The 21,348-nt window shown below is 69.1% G+C and carries 18 protein-coding genes; all 18 read right to left on the minus strand.

Translation table 11 applies throughout. From position 1 onward, the window contains the following. Positions 1 to 773: 773 nt before the first annotated feature. Positions 774 to 1,259 carry a low molecular weight protein-tyrosine-phosphatase gene (locus tag ACWDS7_RS18555; RefSeq protein WP_451930260.1) on the minus strand — a complete coding sequence of 162 codons (486 nt, stop codon included), beginning with the start codon at positions 1,257 to 1,259 and terminating at the stop codon, positions 774 to 776. Positions 1,260 to 1,273: 14 nt separating this feature from the next. Continuing rightward, positions 1,274 to 2,026 (minus strand): phytanoyl-CoA dioxygenase family protein, encoded by a 753-nt coding sequence (locus tag ACWDS7_RS18560; protein ID WP_451930261.1) that lies wholly within the window; start codon positions 2,024 to 2,026, stop codon positions 1,274 to 1,276. Further along, a complete protein-coding gene (locus ACWDS7_RS18565) occupies positions 2,023 to 3,090 on the minus strand; it encodes a hypothetical protein (RefSeq protein ID WP_451930262.1) in 1,068 nt (355 codons plus the stop codon). The genes ACWDS7_RS18560 and ACWDS7_RS18565 overlap by 4 nt, the downstream gene beginning before the upstream one ends. Further along, a complete protein-coding gene (locus ACWDS7_RS18570) occupies positions 3,074 to 3,889 on the minus strand; it encodes a 2OG-Fe(II) oxygenase family protein (protein WP_451930263.1) in 816 nt (271 codons plus the stop codon). Before ACWDS7_RS18570 ends, ACWDS7_RS18565 begins: the two co-directional genes overlap by 17 nt. A gap of 27 nt (positions 3,890 to 3,916) precedes the next feature. Beyond that, the gene (locus ACWDS7_RS18575; protein ID WP_451930264.1) at positions 3,917 to 4,912 is read right to left on the minus strand and encodes a glycosyltransferase family 4 protein; all 996 of its coding nucleotides are present in this window, start codon (positions 4,910 to 4,912) and stop codon (positions 3,917 to 3,919) included. A gap of 81 nt (positions 4,913 to 4,993) precedes the next feature. Next, on the minus strand, positions 4,994 to 5,746 hold the full coding sequence (locus ACWDS7_RS18580; RefSeq protein ID WP_451930265.1) for a glycosyltransferase family 25 protein: 753 nt from the start codon (positions 5,744 to 5,746) through the stop codon (positions 4,994 to 4,996). After that, on the minus strand, positions 5,743 to 7,164 hold the full coding sequence (locus tag ACWDS7_RS18585; RefSeq protein WP_451930266.1) for a condensation domain-containing protein: 1,422 nt from the start codon (positions 7,162 to 7,164) through the stop codon (positions 5,743 to 5,745). Before ACWDS7_RS18585 ends, ACWDS7_RS18580 begins: the two co-directional genes overlap by 4 nt. Next, positions 7,161 to 7,427, minus strand: a complete 267-nt coding sequence (locus tag ACWDS7_RS18590) for an acyl carrier protein (protein WP_451930267.1) — start codon at positions 7,425 to 7,427, stop codon at positions 7,161 to 7,163. The genes ACWDS7_RS18585 and ACWDS7_RS18590 overlap by 4 nt, the downstream gene beginning before the upstream one ends. Further along, positions 7,424 to 8,824, minus strand: a complete 1,401-nt coding sequence (locus tag ACWDS7_RS18595; protein WP_451930268.1) for an AMP-binding protein — start codon at positions 8,822 to 8,824, stop codon at positions 7,424 to 7,426. Before ACWDS7_RS18595 ends, ACWDS7_RS18590 begins: the two co-directional genes overlap by 4 nt. 34 nt (positions 8,825 to 8,858) lie before the next feature. Next, positions 8,859 to 10,814 carry a GTP-binding protein gene (locus ACWDS7_RS18600; RefSeq protein ID WP_451930269.1) on the minus strand — a complete coding sequence of 652 codons (1,956 nt, stop codon included), beginning with the start codon at positions 10,812 to 10,814 and terminating at the stop codon, positions 8,859 to 8,861. Continuing rightward, complete coding sequence (locus tag ACWDS7_RS18605; RefSeq protein WP_451930285.1) at positions 10,811 to 11,977, minus strand: NAD(P)/FAD-dependent oxidoreductase; 1,167 nt, start codon at positions 11,975 to 11,977, stop codon at positions 10,811 to 10,813. The genes ACWDS7_RS18600 and ACWDS7_RS18605 overlap by 4 nt, the downstream gene beginning before the upstream one ends. Next, a complete protein-coding gene (locus ACWDS7_RS18610) occupies positions 11,968 to 12,720 on the minus strand; it encodes a thioesterase II family protein (RefSeq protein ID WP_451930270.1) in 753 nt (250 codons plus the stop codon). The genes ACWDS7_RS18605 and ACWDS7_RS18610 overlap by 10 nt, the downstream gene beginning before the upstream one ends. Then, positions 12,717 to 15,014: an amino acid adenylation domain-containing protein gene (locus ACWDS7_RS18615; protein WP_451930271.1), complete on the minus strand. Its 2,298-nt coding sequence runs from the start codon at positions 15,012 to 15,014 to the stop codon at positions 12,717 to 12,719. The genes ACWDS7_RS18610 and ACWDS7_RS18615 overlap by 4 nt, the downstream gene beginning before the upstream one ends. Next, entirely contained in the window at positions 15,011 to 15,256 is a 246-nt protein-coding gene (locus ACWDS7_RS18620; protein WP_451930272.1) for an acyl carrier protein, read from the minus strand. The genes ACWDS7_RS18615 and ACWDS7_RS18620 overlap by 4 nt, the downstream gene beginning before the upstream one ends. Beyond that, complete coding sequence (locus ACWDS7_RS18625; protein ID WP_451930273.1) at positions 15,249 to 16,331, minus strand: class I SAM-dependent methyltransferase; 1,083 nt, start codon at positions 16,329 to 16,331, stop codon at positions 15,249 to 15,251. Before ACWDS7_RS18625 ends, ACWDS7_RS18620 begins: the two co-directional genes overlap by 8 nt. Further along, positions 16,328 to 19,312 (minus strand): condensation domain-containing protein, encoded by a 2,985-nt coding sequence (locus ACWDS7_RS18630; protein WP_451930274.1) that lies wholly within the window; start codon positions 19,310 to 19,312, stop codon positions 16,328 to 16,330. The genes ACWDS7_RS18625 and ACWDS7_RS18630 overlap by 4 nt, the downstream gene beginning before the upstream one ends. Beyond that, positions 19,309 to 20,055: a thioesterase II family protein gene (locus tag ACWDS7_RS18635; RefSeq protein WP_451930275.1), complete on the minus strand. Its 747-nt coding sequence runs from the start codon at positions 20,053 to 20,055 to the stop codon at positions 19,309 to 19,311. Before ACWDS7_RS18635 ends, ACWDS7_RS18630 begins: the two co-directional genes overlap by 4 nt. Next, positions 20,052 to 21,347 carry an MFS transporter gene (locus ACWDS7_RS18640; RefSeq protein WP_451930276.1) on the minus strand — a complete coding sequence of 432 codons (1,296 nt, stop codon included), beginning with the start codon at positions 21,345 to 21,347 and terminating at the stop codon, positions 20,052 to 20,054. The genes ACWDS7_RS18635 and ACWDS7_RS18640 overlap by 4 nt, the downstream gene beginning before the upstream one ends. Between the last annotated feature and the right edge of the window lies 1 nt (position 21,348).

Here is a 21,348-nt window from a genome sequence, read left to right on the forward strand (position 1 = left end):
GGCTCCACGCCTACAATCACCACCGAGCACACACCGCACTCGGCGGTCACCCACCAGCCAGCCGCGTTCCTAACCTCTCAGGTCAATACACCTAGGCACCAGGTCCCGTCAGCCGGAATTCACGCAGGCGTGACAGCGTGCACCTTCCGAATCGGACCCGGTCAGGGTTGGCCATCACGGCCAGCCCTCAGCGCTCAGCCTGGTGTTGCCTGTTCCGCGCGGGGGCCGGTGCGCGGCCGAAGACGACAACCCGACTGGCGGGTGCGAGGCTGCTTGCGGTCGCATCCCGTCAGCGGCAGCGCAGTGAGGGAATGCTGATGACGCCGGGTAGTGCATACCGCCATTCCACATGTCGCACCTGCCGATTCCGCGAACCGCGGATCTACTCTTGGGCGTTCGTGATACGTAATGAGCCGTGGTGCGGCGAGGGGGCAGGATGAGCAAGCTTGTCGTTCCCGAGAAGGTCGACAGTCCCAAACGGTCGGCTTCCCCAGCCAACGCCTTCGAACGCTGGCTGCTGGAGCATCGGGTCCAGCCGGTGGGGCCGAGGCCGACGAAGGGCATGCCAAGCCGCAGGCGCCGGCCACGGGCTGCGGACCGGCAGCTCGTTGCGCGATCGTGCCTGCCAGCGCCGGTAGGTCCGTTCGGGGATGCCAGTCAGGCGGCAGAACTTCGAGGTCGCCATCCCCCTCGGTCACATACCGCCAGGTTCCTTGAGACAGCCGAGCATGGGCGTCCACCCGGTGCGGACGCCCATGCTCGGCCGCCTGCTCTCAGCTCTGTCTGTCCACTACGACTGGTTCGGATACCGACTGCCGGATCCAGGTGATCAGACCGGGCATCGCTGCCTCTATCAGGCGAAGAGTCGACTCGAAGTCAGCCAGGTCTCCTTCGTAGGGATCCGGTAGGTCCAGGTTCGCCACGGCCGGTGAGGCGAACTCCCGCAGCAGTCGCACCCGCGCTGGGGGGACGTCGCTGAGCAGCGCCGCCCGGTGCCTTTCCTCCATGGCCACCAAAAGATCGGCGCCCAGGTGAATTGCGTTAACCTGCGATGCGGAATGCTGAGTCTCATAGCCGTGCCGGGAGAGCACGGCGATCGCCCGCTGGTCTGCGAGATTTCCGGCGTTCCAGCCTTCTATGCCCGCGCTGCTGACCAGCACCTGGCCTTTCAGCCCCGCGTGCCCGAGGTATCTGCGGGCGACGCTGGCCGCCATCGGCGACCGGCAGATGTTCCCCTTGCAGATGAACGAAATGTGCATGCGTCGTTCCCGTCCTATCGGAGGAACAGAGACTGGACGTCTTCCGGCCAGCTCTGCAGAATCCGCGGGGCCACCTCCAGTGATGCGTCATGGCGGAATCCGAACCATTTGCGTTTGAACACCAGCGAGATCATCGCCCTGGACTCGCGTGACTCGTTCGGGGTGCCCCGATGCCAGAGCCTGGCGTCGCGGATGATGACGGAGCCGGCGGGAGCGTTGAGCCGGCGCGAGGCCATCGACGCCGAGCGGGCGACGAGATCCTCTCCTTCGCCCCGGTCGGGGAGCGTATGCGTCCCCGGCCAGATCTCGGTGCTCCCGTTGGCTTCGGTGAAGTCGCACAGGAGGATGTTCACCACCAGCATGAACGGCGGGGTCGGGACGGTGAGCTCCGGCCCGAACAGCAGCCGCACATCGCGATGGATGTCCTGGAAGTCGGAACCAGGCTCGCAGATGTTCGAGTTGTAGTAGGCCAATCGGGCCTCGGCGCCCAGGATCGACCGGACGCAGTCGACGACGAAGGGATCGGCGAAGAGCTTCGGATCGCCGAACACCCCGTCGTAGGGCGGCTGAATCTGGAAGTGCCCCGTCCCGCTGTGACTGGTTTCGACAAGCTGGCCGTCGTTCGCCTCCCTCGTGCGGCCGGCGAGTTCCGCGAATTCGAGCTGGGCCCGGCCGAGCAGCTCAGGGGCCAGGAAGGCGGGCAGGATGGCGTAGCCCACGTCCGCGATCTGCTCGCATACGTCGGCACGGAAGATGGTCGTCGTCATACGCCCGCCCCTTCAGCGGTGGCTCGGTGGAAGTCCGCCGGCGACATCAACTGAGGAAGCCTGTCGACCGCCTTGACCCAGTAGTGATGATCGCGGATCGGGTTGACGGACGGCCTCAGCGGCTGGTCGAGCTCGTCGAGCGCGAGCCTGCAGTACAGATCGGGGAAGTTCACGCCCGCCCGCGCGAGGAAGAAGATCGACGAGTAGAAGCGGGCGGGCTGCACCTCGGTGGGCAACGGGTTTCCGTCGCGGTCGTAGGTGAAGTCGACCCCGATGATGCCGTGCGGTCTCACGCACGTCGCCCGGACGCATCTGATCGCCAGATCGTGCAGGTACTCGTCCCACAACGTGTGCTGGGCGCCGGTGACACCGGTGACACCGGACGCCGTGGCCGAGGGATACTTCCACGACAGTCGCTCCCGGAGCTGGGAGCACACGAGCTCGCCGTCGTGCCAGAGTCCGCTGAAGGTGGCGGTTCTCGTGGTGAGCTTCTCGGCCACCGTGAACTCCTGCCAGCCCCTGTGCTCGTCCAGCCACGCCTCCGCCAAGGGGAGCGAGCCTGTCGCCAGCGCGCCCGACCCTCCGCTGCCGCGTCGGCGCCGCAGCCAGACATCGTCGTGCTCGTTCATGAACCGGGCGACGGACTCCCGGTCGGTGGCGAGGATGGTGTCAGGAACCGGCAGGCTGGCGCCGTGCAACGCCACCCACGTCTCCCATTTGTCCTCCATGAGCAGGTGGTCGCCCTTGTCGGGCAAGAACGTGGGGCGGATGAGCTCCTCCCTGCGCTCGCAGATGGCCATGAGCTGCGGGCCGGTGTCGGCCGCGTAGATGAGGTCGGCGCCCTCCTTGGCGGCGATGGCGTTGACAGCGTCGACGAGCTCGGCCGGGTCCTCCCAACGGAGGAAGTGCTTGCTGTGGGCCTCGCTCGTGTGGAAGTCCTCCACCGTGGTGTCGACGCCCACGGTGCGGTATCCCCCGGCCAGCTCAAGGGATCGGGTGAAGTTGAGGCCGGTCCCGTCACCGGAGTTGATGACGAGAATCGTCTTCTCAGAGGACAGGGACATCGGGCAACCCGAACATCGACGGCTTGTTCCTCACCTGGTCACGCAGGTCGCTTTCGCTGTCGCCGTTCCACGCGTGGAGCGGCTCCGCGAGCTCCGGGTTCACGAAGTACATGATCGAGATGCGACCGGCCAGGTGGTGATTCCGGACCTGGTGGTCGAGCGGAGCGACCTTCCCGCCGGTGAGCGCGGTGAGCACCGACCCGGCCATGACCAGCACCTCGTCGGCGGCGGTCTCGATGGGGCGCGCCTCGTCGCCGCCGTCCCAGATCTCCAGCCCGCGGTCGGTCGTGTGGATGACGGTCAGCAGGTGGCCGTCCTCATGCCGGTCCTGAAGGAGATCACGGCTGGTGGAGGAGGACTCCGGATAGAAGTTCACCTGCAGGTAGGACGCCTTGGCGAAGGCGGGGGGCGGCATCTCACCGAAGGTGCCGGCGAGGTGCGCGATGACGTCGCTCACGAAGGGGGCGAGACAGTCGCGCCAGCCGAGCAGGGCATCCGTCAGCGACGTCAGCTCACCCACTTCGGGAATGAGGTCGAGGCGGTCGGCCCAGAGCGTGAAGCACTCGTTGAGATCAGGCCGGTCGGGGGATACCGAATATTCGACGCCCATAGGGCGGTAACCGAAGTTACGGTCGCCGCTCGCATGCCTTCTCTTGACCTCTTCCTCCAGGCCGAAGAATTCACGGCTGCGCTCGATGGCGCACTGGAGCAGAGCACTCGCCTCCGCCGGAAGCCTGGCTTCGGCGAAACCGCCGGCAAGCAGCCCGTGGCTGACATCGGTGACCAGTGGGTCGTTCATGTGATCTCCACTACTCGCTTCGCTGAACTATGAATTAATGTCGCTGACAAGGTCGCGATACAATCGTTCGTAGGAATCGACCATCCGGGCCGCGGAAAAACACCGCTCAGCGGCCAGCCGGCATTCCCGCCGACTGAGCTCACCCACTCGGTCGATGTAGCCGGCCAGCTCGCCGGGCTGGTCGGCGACGAAACCGGTAACCCCGTGTTCGACGATCTCGGGTGTCGCCCCCCGGTTGAGGACGACCACCGGGGTGCCGCAGGCCAGCGACTCCGCGGCGGTGAGCCCAAACGGCTCGTCCCACAGTGTGGGCAGGACGGTGCAGCGGGCGCCTTTGTAGAGCGCCACTTTCTCGGCGAAACCGACCTCGCCCAGAATGTGCACCTGATCGTCGAGAAGGGGAAGGATCTCTGTTTCGAAATAGGCCTCCTCTTTTGGAAACTCGATGGCCTTCGTGGCCACGAGCAGCGGCAGTCCCGCTTCCTTCGCGGCCCGGATCGCCAGATGAAGTCCCTTGCCGTGCTTCATCCGCCCGATGAAGAAGAGATAGTCACCCTTTTCTTCCGAGTATTCGAACCGGTCGATGGGCAGGCCGTGATGAATGACGTCACGTACGCGGAGATCCGCGATGGTGGCGCGCTGCGCCTGGCTGACCGCGACCAGGTCCACCCGGTCATGGATCAGCTCGTAGACGGCGCGGTTGTCACCGTCTCCGGGAGTGGTGTGAATCGTGTGCACCACCGGCACGGTCGCCGCCGCGACAGCGCCCAGAGCCGGTCCCAGCGGATCCGTGTGATCGTGGACGAGGTCGTACTCCGCGATGTCCCGGTAGGCCGCGAGAACATGGTTCAGCTCGTAGAACGGTGACTGAACGGAACTGCCCCACCCCGGCGCCTTGGGGTAGTAGCTGCGCAGCTCGGCGGAGGTGACGGAGTCACCGGCCGCGTAAAGCGTCACCTGATGGCCTCGCTCCACGAGGCCGTCGGCCAGAATGCCCGCTATCTGCTCGATGGCCCCGTACATGGGTGGCGGAGTGGGGAGCCAGACGGGAGAGATGACGGCGATGCGCAAGGGGGATTCGGAGCCCGGCATGATGCCTTCCGGTTAGTGGGGTGAGACGAAGGCCGACAGCTCGGTGTCGCTGCCCGCTTCACGCTTGGGTTGCTGCACCAGCAGAGGGGGAGCGAACGCCAGGGCGCTGACCTGCTTCGGATAGCGCTTTCGCACGTCGGGCCGAGGGTGGTCGAGGTACATGGCGGGAAGGAACTCGTCGGCCGGGATGATGTCCCGATGCGGATCGGTCGCGAGAAACGCCTGGACGCCCGCCCGGTTCACCAGGTAGCCGTAGGTGCCATAGCTGAATCCGGGCGACACGATCCCGTCTCGCCACTCGGTGTCCGGCTCCTGCGGATCCCGGCCGAGATAGATGAGCGCCGGCTCGTCGTTCTCCGTGATCGCCTCGATGCCGGAGGGCAGCCTTTCCCAGAAGTCGGGAACGAGGTCGACGTCGTCTTCGAGCATCAGGAAGACCGAAGCGGTGCTGGTCAGCGCGTCCCGCCAGCAGTGGATATGGCTGACCATGCAGCCGACTTCACCGAATCGCAGGGGACGGCCCCACCAGCGGTGGTCGATGTCCATCTGCCAGGGGAAGAGGCCGTAGCCATGCCGGTTGACCTCGGCCAGGTCGAGCTCGGTCCCGTCGAACGGCCCGTCCCAGTCTGAGGTGTAGGTGACGGCCAGCTCGGCGGGCAGCATCCGCTGCATATGGCGCCGCCGGTCAGGGCGCCGGCGCAGATTGATGACGTACGTGCGCATCTTGTCGGCGGCGGGAATCGCCGCCTCTACCTGCGTTCTCATAGTGGGTGTTCACCTTCAGCCAGGCAGCGGAGAACGACGTTCTTCGCTTCGGACGACGAGAGGTCTCTACTGCCGGCTTCCACAACCAGACGGTCGATCGCCACCAGGCAGCCGGCGGCCTCGCGGCGAGAGAGCATGTGCGTGTCGAACTCCAGGCCGAGCCGCAGGCCGCCGCCTTCCGCCCGGTGGTACCCGAGGTAGAAGGCATAGCCCCCGGTCTCCATGTCGCCCTCACCGACCTCGCCCAATGTCGGCCCCGCGAGGTCGGGGAGATGCGAGGGAGCGGCCGACTCCGCAGCCGACAGCCGCCAGCCCACGAGATCGTTGACGACGAACGGAAGGGCGGGAAGCCGTGCGTACGAGCCGGTTCGGCCCGGCAGACGCCGCCTGAGCTCGTCCAGATCGGCGTCGTCGTATTGACTGTGGGCGTAGGCCGCTAGCGCCGCCGCGGCCGAGTTCTTCAGCACCTCGGCGAAGCCGGCGCCTGCCGCGGAGAACTCCGCGACCCCGAACTGGAACAGGGTTCCCTGAACATCGGCCCAGGCCCTCGTCCGATTCGAGCATGCGATCTCCATGATGAGATCGGGCCGCTCCGAGATGGTCATGTAGGAGAACGCCGCGGCGGAGATGAACACCATCGACGGCGTCGTGTTGTACCGCCGCGCCGTCGTCGCGGCGGCGAACGCCAGCCGGTGCGAGGTCATCGACAGGGTCCGCACCCGCCGGACCGCTCCCGCGTGCCGCGGACACTCCTGGCCGGAGGCGTGATACCGCGACAGCATCCGCTCCCAGTGCCTGATCGAGCGTTCGCTCCTGGCCGCGCCCTCGGCCGATCGCTGGAAGGCGGCCACCTCCAAGGGCTGGGCCACCGGGTCGCCTCCGTCGAGCTCCGCCTCGGACCTGCACGCCAGCAGGAGACGCATGAACTCGCCTCGCAGCAGCGTGGTGGCGGCGGCGTCCGCCGCGAGATGCGAGAAGACGATCACCAGGAACACCGGCGTCTCGGCCCTGCAGATCAGCGTCGCCCGGTACGGCCAGGCCGTCCCCGAGTCGAACTCCTCGGACTGCAGTCCGTCCAGCAGTTCGGCGGCCTCAGCCGAGTCGGGGACGAACACCTCCGACCGGTGAAGGAGATCGATCTCGATCGTCCCGCTGCCGGCGACGCACTGCTCGGAGGCGCCGTCGTCGACCCGGTAGACGGTCCTGAGGCTCTGGTGCCGTTCGACCAGCACCCGGAAGACCTTGACGACATGCTGGAACGTCACGCCTTTGGGGATTCTGATGTACGACGCCACGTTGAACTGGCCTCGCGTCCCGGGGGAGGCCATGTTCATCATCTTCACCATGTAGCTCTGCGCCCAGGTGAGCGGCCCGGAGCCCGCGTCGAGCCCCGCGAACTCCACGATCAGCTTCCTCATGCGCCGCCCTCAGGCGACTCGCCGATCCGCCGCGCGCGCTCGGCGAGGGCTTCGATCGTCGGCGTGTCGTAGAAGTCGGCGAGCGGGAACTCCGTCGCCAGCTCGGCTTCCAGCATGCGCAGCAGGACGAGGGCGTCGACCGAGGACCCGCCGAGATCGAAGAAGTCGTCGGCGTCGTCCGCGCCGCTCACACCGAGCACCTGGTTCCAGATACGACGGATCGCCGTCACCACGTGGTCGGTCTCGGGAACTGCCTGGCTCATCGCGCCTCCAAGAGTCGAGAGAACGAAATGCGCTCCAACTTGCCCGCCGCCGTCCGCGGCAGCGCGTCGACGAAGCGGATCTCCGACGGCACCTTGTACGGCTCCAGCCTTACAAGGCAGTGTCTGAGCACGTCGGCGACGGTGAGTGGAGCGGACGGCCGGCGCACCACCAAGGCGCACAGCCTGGATCCGAGCTGAGGGTCGGGGAGTTCGCCGACGGCGGCGTCGGCGACACCCGCGCAGGCGAGAAGCACCGAGGTCACTTCCGAGACGTAGACGTTCTCACCGCCGACGATTACCAGGTCTTCACGCCGTCCCGAGAGAAACAGGTAGCCGTCCTCGTCGAGGTGTCCCCGGTCCCCCACCGACCGGTATCCGTCTGGGGTACCGCCCGGCCGGCTCCCGAGCACACTTCGCAGGTGGACGAGGCCCGTGACACCGGGTGGCAGCGGCAGCCCTTGATCGTCGAAGATTCTGATCTTGGTGAAGAAGCCGCGCCCCACCGTGCCGGGGCGGGCGAGCCACTCGTGGCCGTCACACAGCGTCGCGCCGATGCCCTCCGTCGAGGTGTACATCTCGAAGACCCGATCGGCGCCGAGCTGCCGGATCCAGTTGCGTTTCGTGTCGGCCGGGCAGGGGGCCGCCGTGTGCAGGATCCCGCGCAGGGAGCGGAACGCGTCGTGGCTCCGCCGTAACCGTTCGTCGAGGAGCACCATGGTGCTGGGCGTCAACTGGGCCCATTCGACTCGGAAGCGGTCGACGGCGCCGAGGACGACCTCGGCCTTGAAGACCCGGGGAACGACGATGGTGTTGCCGCTGTGGACGCCGTCGATCAGCCGGGAGAACGGCGCGGCATGATGGAGGGGGCCCGTCAGCAGCTGGGTCTGACACTCACGCCATCCGGTGCGCTTCAGCAGGGCGGTCGGTGCGCGGTAGACCGGCTCCTTCGGATAGTGCACCAGCTTGGGCTCTCCGGTGCTGCCGCCGGTGGCCAGCACGTAGCCGCCTTCGGTGAAGGCGGTCGGTGCCGTCCCGCCCGCCCCCTCGTCGACCACCGCGCCCTGGCGCGTGAGTCGTTCGATGAGCCGCCGCCTGGTCTCCTCCGGGCTTCGGGGGTCGAGCGGGAGCAGCGTGTGCCCCGAGGCGAGCACCGCCAGCAACTGGGGGATGCCGCTCGCAGAGCTCACGGCGGGGGCCGTGATCACCGATCCTGGCTGCGTGTGGGAGGCGATGCGCCGCACCCCGGTCTCCACCGCGGCGAGCAGGTCCTTCCACCGCAGCTCCGCCGCCTCGCCTCGATGGTCGACGAAGACGAACGCCGGCGCGTCCCCGCGAGACGCGGCGACGTGGCGGATCCGGCTCAACAGGCCGATGCCTGGGGATGATGTCTGCTTCACGCGACGCCCGATCTGTGTCTTCCGATAGTCGTGATCACCGATGCGCCAGAAATCTCAGGTACTCGTCCCTGTCGAAGGGATTGCCGTCGGTACGGGGCCGCTGGGGCGGGGGTTCGCGGCGCACTTCCTTGTCGCCGTCCGCGAGCGAGGTCAGCAGCACCCGACCGTTGGTCAGCGACATGAGCCGGCGGCGGACGGCGGCCAGGGTGCGCAGGGGGATCCGACCCTCGAGCAGCCACAGGTCGGCCACCTGCCGGCACTGCTCGACCTCGCCTTCGTGACGCCCCAGGTACTGGGTCACCGCACCGAGGTACTCCTCCTCCAGCTCGATCCAGAAGCGGTGCATCGGCTCGTAGACCTTGGTCTCGGCCACCGCCAGCGCCCGCATCAGCACATGCGGAGTGGCGTCGCGGAAATCGGCCGCGGCCGAGTATGGACGGGCCCAATACCCGCAGTGCGTCAGCGTGACCTCGACGTCGGTCACCCGCCAGCCGTGTCGCCCCTGACGCAGCGCCGACTCGGCGCTCTCCTCGACGGCGTCGTGGAAGGAGACGGGCATGGCGCCCAACTCGACCTCTCGGCGGTAGGTGAAGCCGACGCCTGGGGCCACGCGCAGCCCCACGGTCGCCAGAAAGCCGTTGCCGATCATCTCGACGGCGCTCCCGACGCCGACGGGCCGTTCGGTGTGGACGATCTCGGGCTCGTCGAAGCGCGCTTCCAGACCGAAGTCCTGGAACAGGGTCTCCTGAAGGACTTCCTGCTGCACGTCGCCGTACAGGTGCACGATCGACTCGCCGTCCGGCCCCAGCTCCGTTCCGAGCAGCGGGTCCTGGTCCGCGAGCTTGAGCAGCGCGGCGCGTAGCGCCGGTGCCTTGAGTGGGTCTTCGGGCCGTACCGCGACCTGGAGCGCCGGTGCGGGGAAGTGCCCGTGCCGCGCCGGGATCTCGCCGCTTCCCAACTGATCGCCCACTCCCAGCGCCACGCCGCGCACTCGCGCGATGTGGCCGGCGGCGAGGTTCTTGCGCACCTCCGGGCGCGACGTCACCGCAGCGCCCGGCGTCACCACGGCGAGGTGCCGGATCCTGGCGCGGAAGGACGTGCCGTCGAGCCGCTGGACGGTCACCTGCTGACGCTCGGCCAACGACCCGCCGTAGCAGCGCACCAGTGCGGTCGCCTCCTTCCGCTCGTCGATCTCGATGGCGAACACGCGAGCGGACAGCTCATCCGAACCCGGCGACGGTTCCAGGACCTGCCGCAGTACCGACCGCAGCGCGTCGATCCCGGCCCCGGTCAAGGACGACCCGAAGACCACCGGCTGCACGCGAGCGGCGGCGGTCTGCTCGCGGAGCGCCTTGAACAGCGGCTCGTCGCCGGGCTGCCGGTCGCCGACGAGCTGTTCGAGGATCTCCTCGTCCTGTTCGGCCAGGCGTTCCGCCCAATGCCGCCGCAATCCGGCATCCCCGGTCTCGGTGAACTCGGCCGCACGGGTGCCCTGGTTCGCCAGCGTCCCCATCGCGACCGGGGACAGCCCGAGCTTCACGGTGAGCTCGTCCAGCAGCTCGAGCCCGGCCGCCCCGACACTGTCGATCTTGTTGACGAACACCACGACCGGGAGCCGGAGACGAGCGACGACCCGGTGCAGCGCCCGGGTCTGCGGCTGCACTCTCTCAGGCGCCGCGATCACGAGGATCACCGCGTCGACCGCCAGCAGAGCCCGTTCCACCTCGGCCACGAAGTCGGCGTGACCCGGGGTGTCGACGAGGTTGTACTGCCGGCCGGCGTCCTGGAAGGCCACCACTCCCGAGCGGATGGTGATGCCTCTGGCGCGCTCGATCTCGTTCGAGTCCATCTGGGTCGTGCCGGCGTCGACGCTGCCGATCTCGCCGATGGCGCCGCATTCGAACAGCAGCCGCTCGGTCAAGCTCGTCTTGCCCGCATCGACGTGCGCGACGATGGCGAGGTTGAGCACGCCCGCCCGCTGGGCGCTCATCCGCTCACCTCCGCCGGGCGGATTCCCGCCAGAGCGGCGAGATAGATCTCGGTCAGCTCCGGTGACGTGCTGACTCTCCGATGCGTCTCCAGCCGGCGCTCCGACAGTTCGAGCGTGGTCATGGTGAGGGTCGTGGCATAAGACTCGGCGACCAGCGGGTCCCGTCCGCTGGCGAACTCCGCCAGCGCCGCGTCCACGGCCTGATCCGATCCGCAGCGGCCCGCCAGCGCCTGCCCCAGGAGCTCGGCCTGCGCGAACGCGTCGGTGATCCCCCTCGCGGTGATGCTGTCCTTGTGGTGCCCGGCGTCGCCGACCAGGGCCCAGCCTCGGCCGGCGGCCTCTCTGAGGTAGTTCCGCTGGTCACCGGTCCCCGTCAGCCGCATCGCCGGTTCGGTGTCCCGCAGCAGGTCGTCGAGGTCGGGCGCCAGCTCACGGATCGTCTCCCGGTGGAAGCGCGCGGGATCGGTGCGGATGTGCGGGAACTCACGCTGGGGCGCGTAGGTGGCGATCAGCGAGATCCCGTCGTTGGTCGGAATGACCGCCAGGGAACGGCGGTGGGACTCCACGATGCGCACCTCGTCGCCGCCGAGACGCCAGCCGGCGTAGTAGACGCACGTCCGGCGCCCGTCCTCCACGGTGTGGGCGGCCCCGCTCGACCTGGCGACCGAAGACCGCATCCCGTCGGCTCCGATGACGACCCTGCCGTACTCCTCGGAAACCGCTCCGTCGTGGCCGCGCAGGCGCACCCCGACGACCCGCCCCGCACGGTGGATGAGCTCGACCAGTTTCGTGCGGGGCCGGAACTCGGCGCCCATCGCCTGCGCGGCCTCCACCAGCACCTGATCGAGCAGATGGCGGCGCGGAGCCACGGCGAAGTCGACGCCCTCGTACGCGGGCATGCGGCCGGAGACCGACACCGGCCCGATGGTGTGCGTCAGCCGCGTCAGCCCCGGGCAGCCGGTCTCCAGCAGGGCGGGCAGGATCCCCCACTCCGCCAACCGCGCGACCCCTGGCGGGTGGATGTAGCACGTCGACATGACGTCGGAGGGAAACGACGCCTGATCCACCATCAGGACCTGGTGCCCAAATCCCGAAAGGATCATGGCGGTGGCCGCTCCCGCGCAGCGGGCGCCGACGACGATCGCGTCGTGGGTCAGTGCCATCGCGACCACGCGGTGATGATCTCGGTGACCTCGGCGGTCCAGTCCAGCAGGAGGTTGTGGCCGCCGTCCCGGACCCGGTGCAGCTCGAACCCGTGCGAGGTGAACGCGGACCAGCCCGCGAAGTCCTGCTCGTCGACGACGCCGTCGGCGGTACCGAGAATGCCGAGGATGGGCGCGTCCAGCCGGGTGCCGGCCGCCGGGACGTAGGTCTCGATCGCCTCGTAGTCGGCCCGCAGCGCCGGCTCGATCAAGGCCAGGAGCTCGGGGTCTTCGAGGATGTACGGCGGCATGTAGCCGTCGGCCGCGACCCGCTGGATGAACGGTTCGGCGGGCCGGCGCCACACGCCGTCGCGGACGATCCGGTCGGGCGGTTGGTGGGCCGAGAGGAAGAGCGCCCGGATTCCGGCGCTCTGGAGGCGGAGCGCGGTCTCGAAGGCCACGATCGCTCCGGAGCAGTGCCCGTACAGCGTGATCTTCCTGCCGCGGGCGTGCCCGGTGATCGCTTCGGCTACGGCGTCCGCGATCGGAGCGACCTCCCGCAGAGGTGGCTCTTCGAGCCTGGCCTCCCGGGCCGGAAGCCGCACGGCGACCGTCGCGGCGAACCCGCCGACCGTCCGGCACAGGTCACGGACCGCCGCCGCGCCCGCACCCGCGTGCGGCACGGCGTAGAACACCTCGTCCTTCCCGGCGTCCGAACCGGGGGCGATCTCCACCAGCCAGGGGTCGCGCACAGCACCGGTCATGCGCTCACCCGCCGCTGCCTCGTGACCATCGCCGTCAGCGCGTCCCGGTCCACCTTCCCCACCGAGTTGATCGGGAAGGCGGCCACTCTGACGAAACTGGAGGGGACCATGTAGGCGGGCAGCCGCCGCGCGGCGAACTCTCTCAGCTCCAGCTCGGTGACGTCCTCGGCGATGTAGAACGCGGCGAGCTGATTTCCGCCGGGACCGGCCACGGGCAGCACCTGCGCGGCCCGTACGCCTTCGGCCTGCGCCAGGATGCTCCGCACCTCGCCGAGTTCGACGCGATAGCCGCGGATCTTGACCTGGTCGTCCAGCCGCCCGAGGAACTCGATCAGCCCGTCCGGCCACCATCTGGCCTGGTCGCCGGTCCGGTACATCCGGTCCGACGCGGCCACCGCCCAGGGGTCGGGCAGGAACTTGGCCTCGGTCAACGTCGGGGCGCCGGCGTAGCCGACCGCCACGCACACGCCCGCGATGTAGAGGTCGCCAGCCACGCCCACCGGGCACGGCGCCAGCTCCTCGTCGAGAACGTAGTAGCGCGCGTTGTCGATGGGCACGCCGTACGGCACGCTCGGCCAGGCCGGGTCGACCTCGTTGGCCAGGAAGTGGTTGGACCACACCGTGCATTCGGTGGCTCCGCCCATGGCCACCACGTCCGCGTCCGGGAACGCCGCCCTGACCTCGCCCGGCAGCGTCAGCGGGATCCAGTCCCCGCTCAGGAGCACCAGCCGCAAGGGCGCCCCGGCGAGGTCGTCGCGCAGGCCGAGGAAGGGCGTCATCATGCCGAGCAGCGCCGGGGCCGAGTCCCAGATCGTGATCTTCTCCGCGATCAGCAGGTCGATCAGTGTCTCCGGCTCGCTGATCTCCTCGGCGTCGGCCACCCGTAGATATCCGCCGCAGGCCAGCGTCCCGAAGATGTCGAACACGGAGAGGTCGAAACAGAAGGAAGCGACCCCGAGCAGTCTGTCGCCGGGCCCGACCCGGTAGGCGCGCCGCAGCCAGGAGATGAGGTTCACCACGGAGCGATGCTGGACGGTGACGCCCTTGGGCGCCCCGGTGGACCCCGACGTGAAGATGGTGTACGCGACGGACTCCGCATCCGGCCGCGTCGCGGGAGGTACGGCGGGCCGAGCGTCGAGGTCGGCCCCGGACCAGAAGGTGGGCACCCGTACGGCCGGCGACTCCGCGCCGATCTCGAGTTCCACGTCGAACCGCCGCCCCAGGACGCCGCGCAGTCCGGCACCGGCGCGTTCGCGCACCCGCACGCCTGACACCGAGGGCAGCACCCGGGCGATCGACTCGAACGCCGCCCTCGGCAACGCGAGTCCCGCGTGGTCCTCCCGCTCCGGGTCGATCAGGTCGCCCAGGAGGATCCGGCCGCCCGGCCGCAGCAGTCCGGCCGCCGCCTCCAGGGCGTCGTACAGGTATTCGGTGTCGGGGAAGAACTGCACGACGCTCGACATGACCACGAGGTCGAACGGACCCCGCACGTGGTCACGGACGAGGTGGGCCGGACAGATCACGCCCTCGACGCCGGGATACCGGCCGAGCACTCTGCCGACCGCGACGGAGGACACGTCCACGGCGACGTATCTGTCCGCGTGGGGGAACAGCTCATCGACCAGTTCACCGGATCCGCAGCCGATCTCCAAGATCGCCAAAGACCGCTTCGTCCCGGCGAGCGCGTGACCCGCCACCTGCTTTCGGTACGCCTCCAGGTCGTCAAGATCGAACTCGGCGGTGCCGCGGACGTTGAACCCCGCCGCGCCGAGGCGGTCCTCGTCGCCTGCGACGTAGTCGAACAGGTCGGCGAGAGACTCCACATCGAGTGGCGCTCCGGCCTCCCGCAGCCCCGGACAGATCACTCCACGGGCGGAGGTGGCGGCGGCGAGGCGCTGGGCCTGCCGGTACTCCCCGGCCCCCGCGATGACGAGGTCGACGTCGAGCTCGTTGAGCAGCAGTTCGGCTCGCGCGGTGGGCCAGGCAGGGTCGATGGGCACATAGGCCGCACCCGCCTTGAAAACGGCGACGAGGGAGACCACCGCCCAGGCGTCACGCCGGCTGTACAGGGCCACATGGCTGCCCGGTCCGGCGCCGTTCTCGGAGAGCAGCCGCGCCAGCTGGTCGGAGGCCGCGTCCAGCTCGCCGTACGTCATGGTCATTCCGGTGGAGTCGCCGACGGCGGGCGCCGTCGCGGACAGCGCCACCGCTTCCTCGATCAGATCGAGCAGGGTGGCGTTCTCGGGAAAGGCCACGCGCGTCTCGTTCCAGGCCGGGTCGGGATAGACGCTCATGGGCGGGCCCGGTGCGCGGCGATGGCCAGCTCGATTCCGCGAACCGTCGGGTTGGCGAAGAACAACCGCAACGGCAGCCTGGTCCCGAGCTGCTTGGACAGGCTGGCCATCACCTGAGCCACCAGGAAGGAGTTGCCGCCGATCGCGAAGAAGTCGGATTCCAGACCGAACTCCTCGTGCCCGAGAACCGCCTTCCAGGAAGCCAGCACCAGCGGTGCGATCTCTTCGGACCGCTCATCCATGTAGGGCCTCTTTCTCGTCGAAATCACCGATGGAGTACTGCCGGAGTCCGATGTCCGGCACCTCACCGCCGGTAGACCCGGCCAACGCCGTCAAGGAGTCCAGGAGCGACCAGGCGCGTCCCGGCGGCAGCGGCGCCTGCGTCCGCACGGGCGCATCGGTCCGGTTGGGAGCGGGCAGCGCGAAATGGTCACCAGGCGGCCGGCACCCCAGGTGGAGCACCGCGTCGAACCGGAAAAGCGTCATCTCGTTGCGGAAGCGGCCCTGCCTGGGAGCTGCCTCGACGGCCGTGACCGCTTCGACGCGCCGCCCCAAGGACCTGACGTAGTCCGGCGACACGCTGAGCTCGTAATCCTTGCGCTGGTGGAACTCAAGGTCGAACTCGGTGCCCGACCGGGCCGCGCAGGCACGGTAGTAGGTCTCCAGCGACGTCGCGTCACGAAGATCGCCGAGGAAGAGGTGACCTCCCGCCGCCGTCAGCACGGCGGCCGAGGTGATCACCTCTTCCAGATAGCCGACGCTCGGGAAGTACTGGATCACGGAGTTCAGGACGACGGTGTCGTAGGCCCCGCCTTCCGAAACCGGGAGCGGATCATGCGCGGCCGCCTGGAGCACCCGGAGCCGGGGATCGCGCGTCTGCCGCAGGATCGCCAGACAGGCGGGGGCGAAGTCGACGGCGACGTACTCCTCAAGACCGGGGTCGGCCAGGAGCCGGCTCATCACCATGCCGGTGCCGGCCCCGATCTCCAGGACCCGGCGCGGGCGCAGCGCGCGGATGCGGCCCACGACGGCGTCGGCCCACTCCTCCATCTCCTCGTCCGGAACCGCCTGCCCGGTGAGCCCGTCGACCCAGCCGGCGTACGGCAGAGCCTGATCTCCCGGCGCGTCCACTGCCGACTCGTAGAGGTCATCGAAGACGTACTGCCACCCCTCGACCGACTCGGCGGCCAGGCTGCGGGGCACCACCTCGATCCGAGGCTCCGGTCCCGGCAGAAGCCGGGCGGACACCACCTCGGGGTGCCCTTCGACGCGCCTGACCCAGTCCTCCAGTCGTTCCGCCGACCACGCCGCGGTCATCGCACCCCCTCCATGGCGATCAGTCGCAGGAAGTAAGCCCGCATGCCTGCCAGCAGCTCCTTGATCCTTTGCTCGGGATAGCGATTCGTGCTGAAGGTGATGGAGTACGACAGCTCGCCGTCGGCGACGATCGCGGTGATCTCCAGCTCGTGCGGACGGGTCATCCGAGCCGCCCGGTCGTGCTTGGGGAATCCGGCGAAGGTCAGCACCGCGTCCTCGGCCTTGCCGGCGGCGACGGCTCCGAGATACGTCACGCCCACGCGCTGGCGCCGATAGGGCAGCTCCTTGGACATGAACGTCAGCAGCCCGTGGCCGAGCCCGCCCCTGGGCACGCCTCGCAGGTCCCGTGTCGCCTCCTCCAGCGCGCGGCGAGGGTCTTGAATTCCGGCTCTCAGTCCGATGGGGAACAGGGCGGCGAACCAGCCGACGGTCCGCGTGAGGTCGATCGAGTCGACGAGGTCCTCCCGCCCGTGCGTCTCGAAGTCGACCAGCAGAGACTCGCCGTCGATGACCGGGCGTAGTGCCGCCGCGGATCCGGCGATCACGGCCTCGGTGAACCCGGCGCCCGGCACCACGGCGGCGGCGCGCCGGAGCGCGGCCGTCTCCTCCTCGCTCAGGGTCTCGATCAGGGTCACCTGGCTGGCGACGTCGTTCTTGCCGTCAGGAAGGTCGACGCGCAACAGGCCGGGAGCCGAGTCGGCGACCTCGCGCCAGTAGCCGATCTCCGAACGCGTCTCCTTCGAGAACGCGAGCTGTTCGAGCGCCCGGCCCCAGTCCTGGTACGACGAGCGCTGCGGAAGCAGGTCGATCGAGTCCCCCCGGGCCAACTGCCGGCACGCCGTGGCGATGTCGTCGGCGACGATGCTCATGGACGCCGGTTCCATCACGAGGTGGTGGGCCGTCAGCAGCAGCCGCCTGCCGCCCTCCGGCAGCAGGAACAACGCGCAGGACACCAGCGGCCACCGCGCCAGCCCGATCGAGGACTGGCAGCTCTTCACCGCACGGTCATAGGCCGCCTCGGCCTGCGCCGCCCCGACCCGCGACAGGTCGAACGTCCGCATGACACCGGACGGCGGAGCCGTCACGTACGACTGCTCCCACTTCCCCGCGGCCGATCGGCCGAATCTCAGCCGGAACGCGTCGTGGTGCGCCAGTGCCGCGTCGACCGCCTCGGCCAGGTGTTCCGCGCTGGCCTCGGGGGCCAGGTCGAACACGTTGCTGTAGTTGTAGTGCCCGGCCTCCGCGTCCTCGGTGGCCAGGAACCACGACTGGATGGGCAGCAGCGGGACCGTACCGGTCGTCTGCGAGCCGCCGGCGTCCACGTCGGCACGCGTGGCGCCCGCCTCCCGCACCAGCAGCACGGCCAGGTCCTCGACCGTCTGCCCGAGGAAGATGTGCCGGAGCCGCATCGGGTAACCCAGCTTCTGCACGGAGGCGACTACCCGCAGCCCGATGAGCGAGTCGCCGCCGATGTCGAAGAAGTTCTGATGGGAAGCCAGTGAGGGGAGCCCGAGGATCTCCTTCCACACCTCGCTCAGCACCGACACCGCGCGGCTCACCGCCTCCGCCGGCACCTTGTCGGCGGGCGCGGCCGCCTCGGTCGGCGCCTCGGGGGTGAAACCCCGAACGGCGGTGCTCAGCCGTACCGAGTCGACGGGCTGCCCCGGGTCCTCGGCCATGGCCCGCAGGACCGCCACGAGGTCGACGGCGAAGGACTGCCCCCAGGGGGCGTCCCACAGGTCGACCGAGTGGTCCACCACGCAGGCCAGGCGCTCTCCCTCGTAGTGGAAGGAGACGGTGAGGTCGAGGGCGCTGCCCTCGGCTCCCGAGTCGAGCCCGCTGACCTCGATGCCTTCCAGCTCCAGGCCGGGACCGCCCAGGTCGGGCTGGAGCGTCACCGCGTGCTGGAAGAGCGGGTGGTGGGACAGGCTCCGGACGGGAGTCACGAGCTCCACCAGTCGTTCGAAGGGCAGCCTGTTGTGCCGGTAGACGTCCAGGGCACCGCGCCGCACCCGGGCGATCAGTTGCTCGTAGGTCAGGCCCGGCTCGTACTCCGAGCGGTAGACCAGCTCGTTGACCAGCGTTCCGATCATCGGGTGCGTGGCGGGATCGTGGCGGCCCGAGGTCGCTCCGCCCACGCAGAAGTCGTTCTGCCCGGCCAGCCTTCCCAGCAGGGCCTGGTAGGCGGTCAGCAGCAGCATGTGGAGGGTGGCCCGCTGCTGTCGCGCGCGCTGTTCGAGCGCGGCGGTCAGGTCGGCGTCGAGGTAGGTCCACACGCGGTGCGCGTGGCCGCTCAGCACCTCCGGCCTCGGGCGATCCGTCGGCAGCCGCAGGTTGGGCGGGGTCGGGGAGAGCCTCTGCTTCCAGAAGGCCTCCTGGGCGCCCATCCCGGCGAGGTTCTCCGTCTGCGCCTCTCGGGCGGCGTACTCGCCGTACTGCAGGGGAAGCGGTTCGACGGGGTCCGTCTTCAGGCCGCGATGCCGCAGATAGCCGTCGCTGAGCTCGTCCATCAGCACGCCGACCGACCAGCCGTCGAACACGATGTGGTGAAAGGTCAGCAGCAGGAGGAAGTCCTCGTCCGCCCGCCGTACAAGGAGCGCGCGCATCAGGCGGTCGTGGAAGTCGAAGCGAGCGTTGTACTCCCGATCGACGGCCTCGCGCTCCGCCTGCTCCCGGCCCGCCTCGGGAAGACCGCGCAGGTCGAGGTGGCGCAGCGCGCAGCCGCGTTCGCCGACGATCTGGACGGGCCGCCCGTCCCTGGTGTCGATGGTCGATCGCAGCACCTCGTGCCGTTCCACGACATCGGCGAGCGCCGATTCCAGTGCACCGACCTCCAGGGGTCCCCGCAACCTCAGATGGATGGGGAAGGCGTAGGTCCCGGCGTCGGCGTCCATGCGATGCAGGAAGAACAGGCGTTCCTGGGCACGGGTCAGCGGGTAGACGCGTTCCATCGGCGGCCCTCCGTGGGCGAGAACGTTCATGCGGGCCGCCGTGCGGAGGTGAGCGCGGCGAGCCGGTCGGCGGTCGGCCGCACCAGGGCGTCCGTTGTGACGGGCCCGGCGATGGGGCACAGGGTGAAGGAGCCCGCGGTGGTCTCTGCCCATCCGCTGGTCCGCTCCTCCTCCGTCTCCTCGCACAGCGCGGTCACCGCGCAGGACAGCAGCGGCAGCGGCTCGAAGTGATAGGAGGACACGACGGAGAAGTCCGCCTGGAGCATCGGGGCGAAGAAGTCGAACGCGGCCTGGTCCTGGAGTTCGGGACGATCGCTGAGATTCGTCTCGCACCAGGTGCGGAACTCCTCGCTGGAGTAGGTGTGAACCGGGCTGGAGCCGCCCGGCACCAGCGAGGGAGGGTGCTGGCCGCCCACGACCAGCTCTGCCGGGCGATGCCCGGCGCGGGCGGCCAGATGGCGGGCCAGTTCGAAGGCGGACAGGGCGCCCGCGCACAGTCCGACCACGAGGTAGGGCCGTTCGTCCTGGTCGACGAGTGTGACGACGGCATCGGCGAAGTCGTCGAGCTGTTCCCGCACCGACCTGAGCAGGGGCTCGCGATGACGGCTCTCCCGGCCCGGCAGCCGGACCGCGCGGACCTCCGCCAGACCCGCCAGCGCCGTCCGGTAGCCCTTCCAGGCCGCCGCTCCCGTTCCGGCCTCCCCGAGGGCGTACACGATCGCGGGCGCGTCCGGGTCGGTGCCCGTGCCGTGGAAGGTCGATCCCTTGCTCACCGCGCCTCCTTGTCGGCGCCCGCCGGAGCGGCGCCGGCGAGGGCGGACTTGATCCGACGATCGGCCCCGGCCAGGAAGAGCACCGCTGGGACCAGGAGCGCGGCACCGGCGGTGAGCGCGGCCCGGATCGAGATCACGCTGCCGATCGCGCCCACCAGTGGACCGCCGATGATCTGACCGCCGCTGTCGAACATGTCCCTGGCCGACAGCGCGGTCGCCCGCGCCCTGGAGTCCACCCGGGTCACCAGCCAGCCGTCGACGAGCGGCCCGTAAAGCTGCCGCGCGGCCGAAACCACCATCAGGAAGGTCACGGCCAGCGCGAAGTTCTGGGACAGTCCCATGGCCAGCGCGCCCGCCGCCGTCACCAGGGTGGACAGCACGAGCATCCCGATGATCGCTCCGGAGCCGAGCCGCTCGGCACGCCGGGCTGTCCACCCTGCGGCGATCATGCTCGCCAGGCCGGTGGCGCAGATGAGGATGCTGAACCACATGGCGGGCTCCAGGCCCAGGACGTCGGGGAAGGTGATGTCCTCCAACAGGAAGGCACCGAAGAGCCGGTCGAAGCTCTCGCTCCACAGCCCGAAGCAGAAGGTCATCCCAAGCAGGAACACCAGGCCGGGGACGGCCCGGCCGATGCGGTAGGAGTCCCGCACCTGACCGCCCAGCTCCGAACCGGCCTGCCGCAGCATCGTTCCGAACCCGGACGCCCGTTCCGGCCGGTGGAAGTTGTTCTCCGGCATGAAGAGCGCCAGCGCCACACCGCCGGCGGCCATGAGGACACCGGCGATGAGCAGAGGCATGTTCAGCGCCATCATCGCGACGAAGCCGCTGAGCAGGCTGCCCGCGATCGTCCCCGCGGAGCCGAGCTGGGAGGCGCGCAGGTAGACCCCCGCCATCTCCGCCTCACGGGTCTCGTCCGCGACCCACGACTCCTGGGCGCCGCTCATCAACGCGGCGCCCAGGGCGAGCACCCCTTGAGCGATGAGCAGGTTGACGAAGGTGGGGGCCACACCCTGCATCACCATGCCGCCGGCGTAGATGAGCACGCCGGCGACGACGCACGCCCGCCTGCTCACCAGGTCCGCCAGCATCCCCGTCGGAAGCTGCAGCAGGAAGTACACGCCCTCCAGCACGGTTCCGAGCATCACGAGCTGGAAGGGATTCAGCCCCGCCTCGTCGACGTAGTACACCACCGAGGTGGTGAACCCCATCGTGACCAGGAAGGACATGCCGACCTGGATCCCCAGATACAGGCGGTACGGATTGACACGTGATCGGTCGGGGAAGACCATC

The sequence above is a fragment of the Streptosporangium sp. NPDC003464 genome (assembly GCF_053588315.1).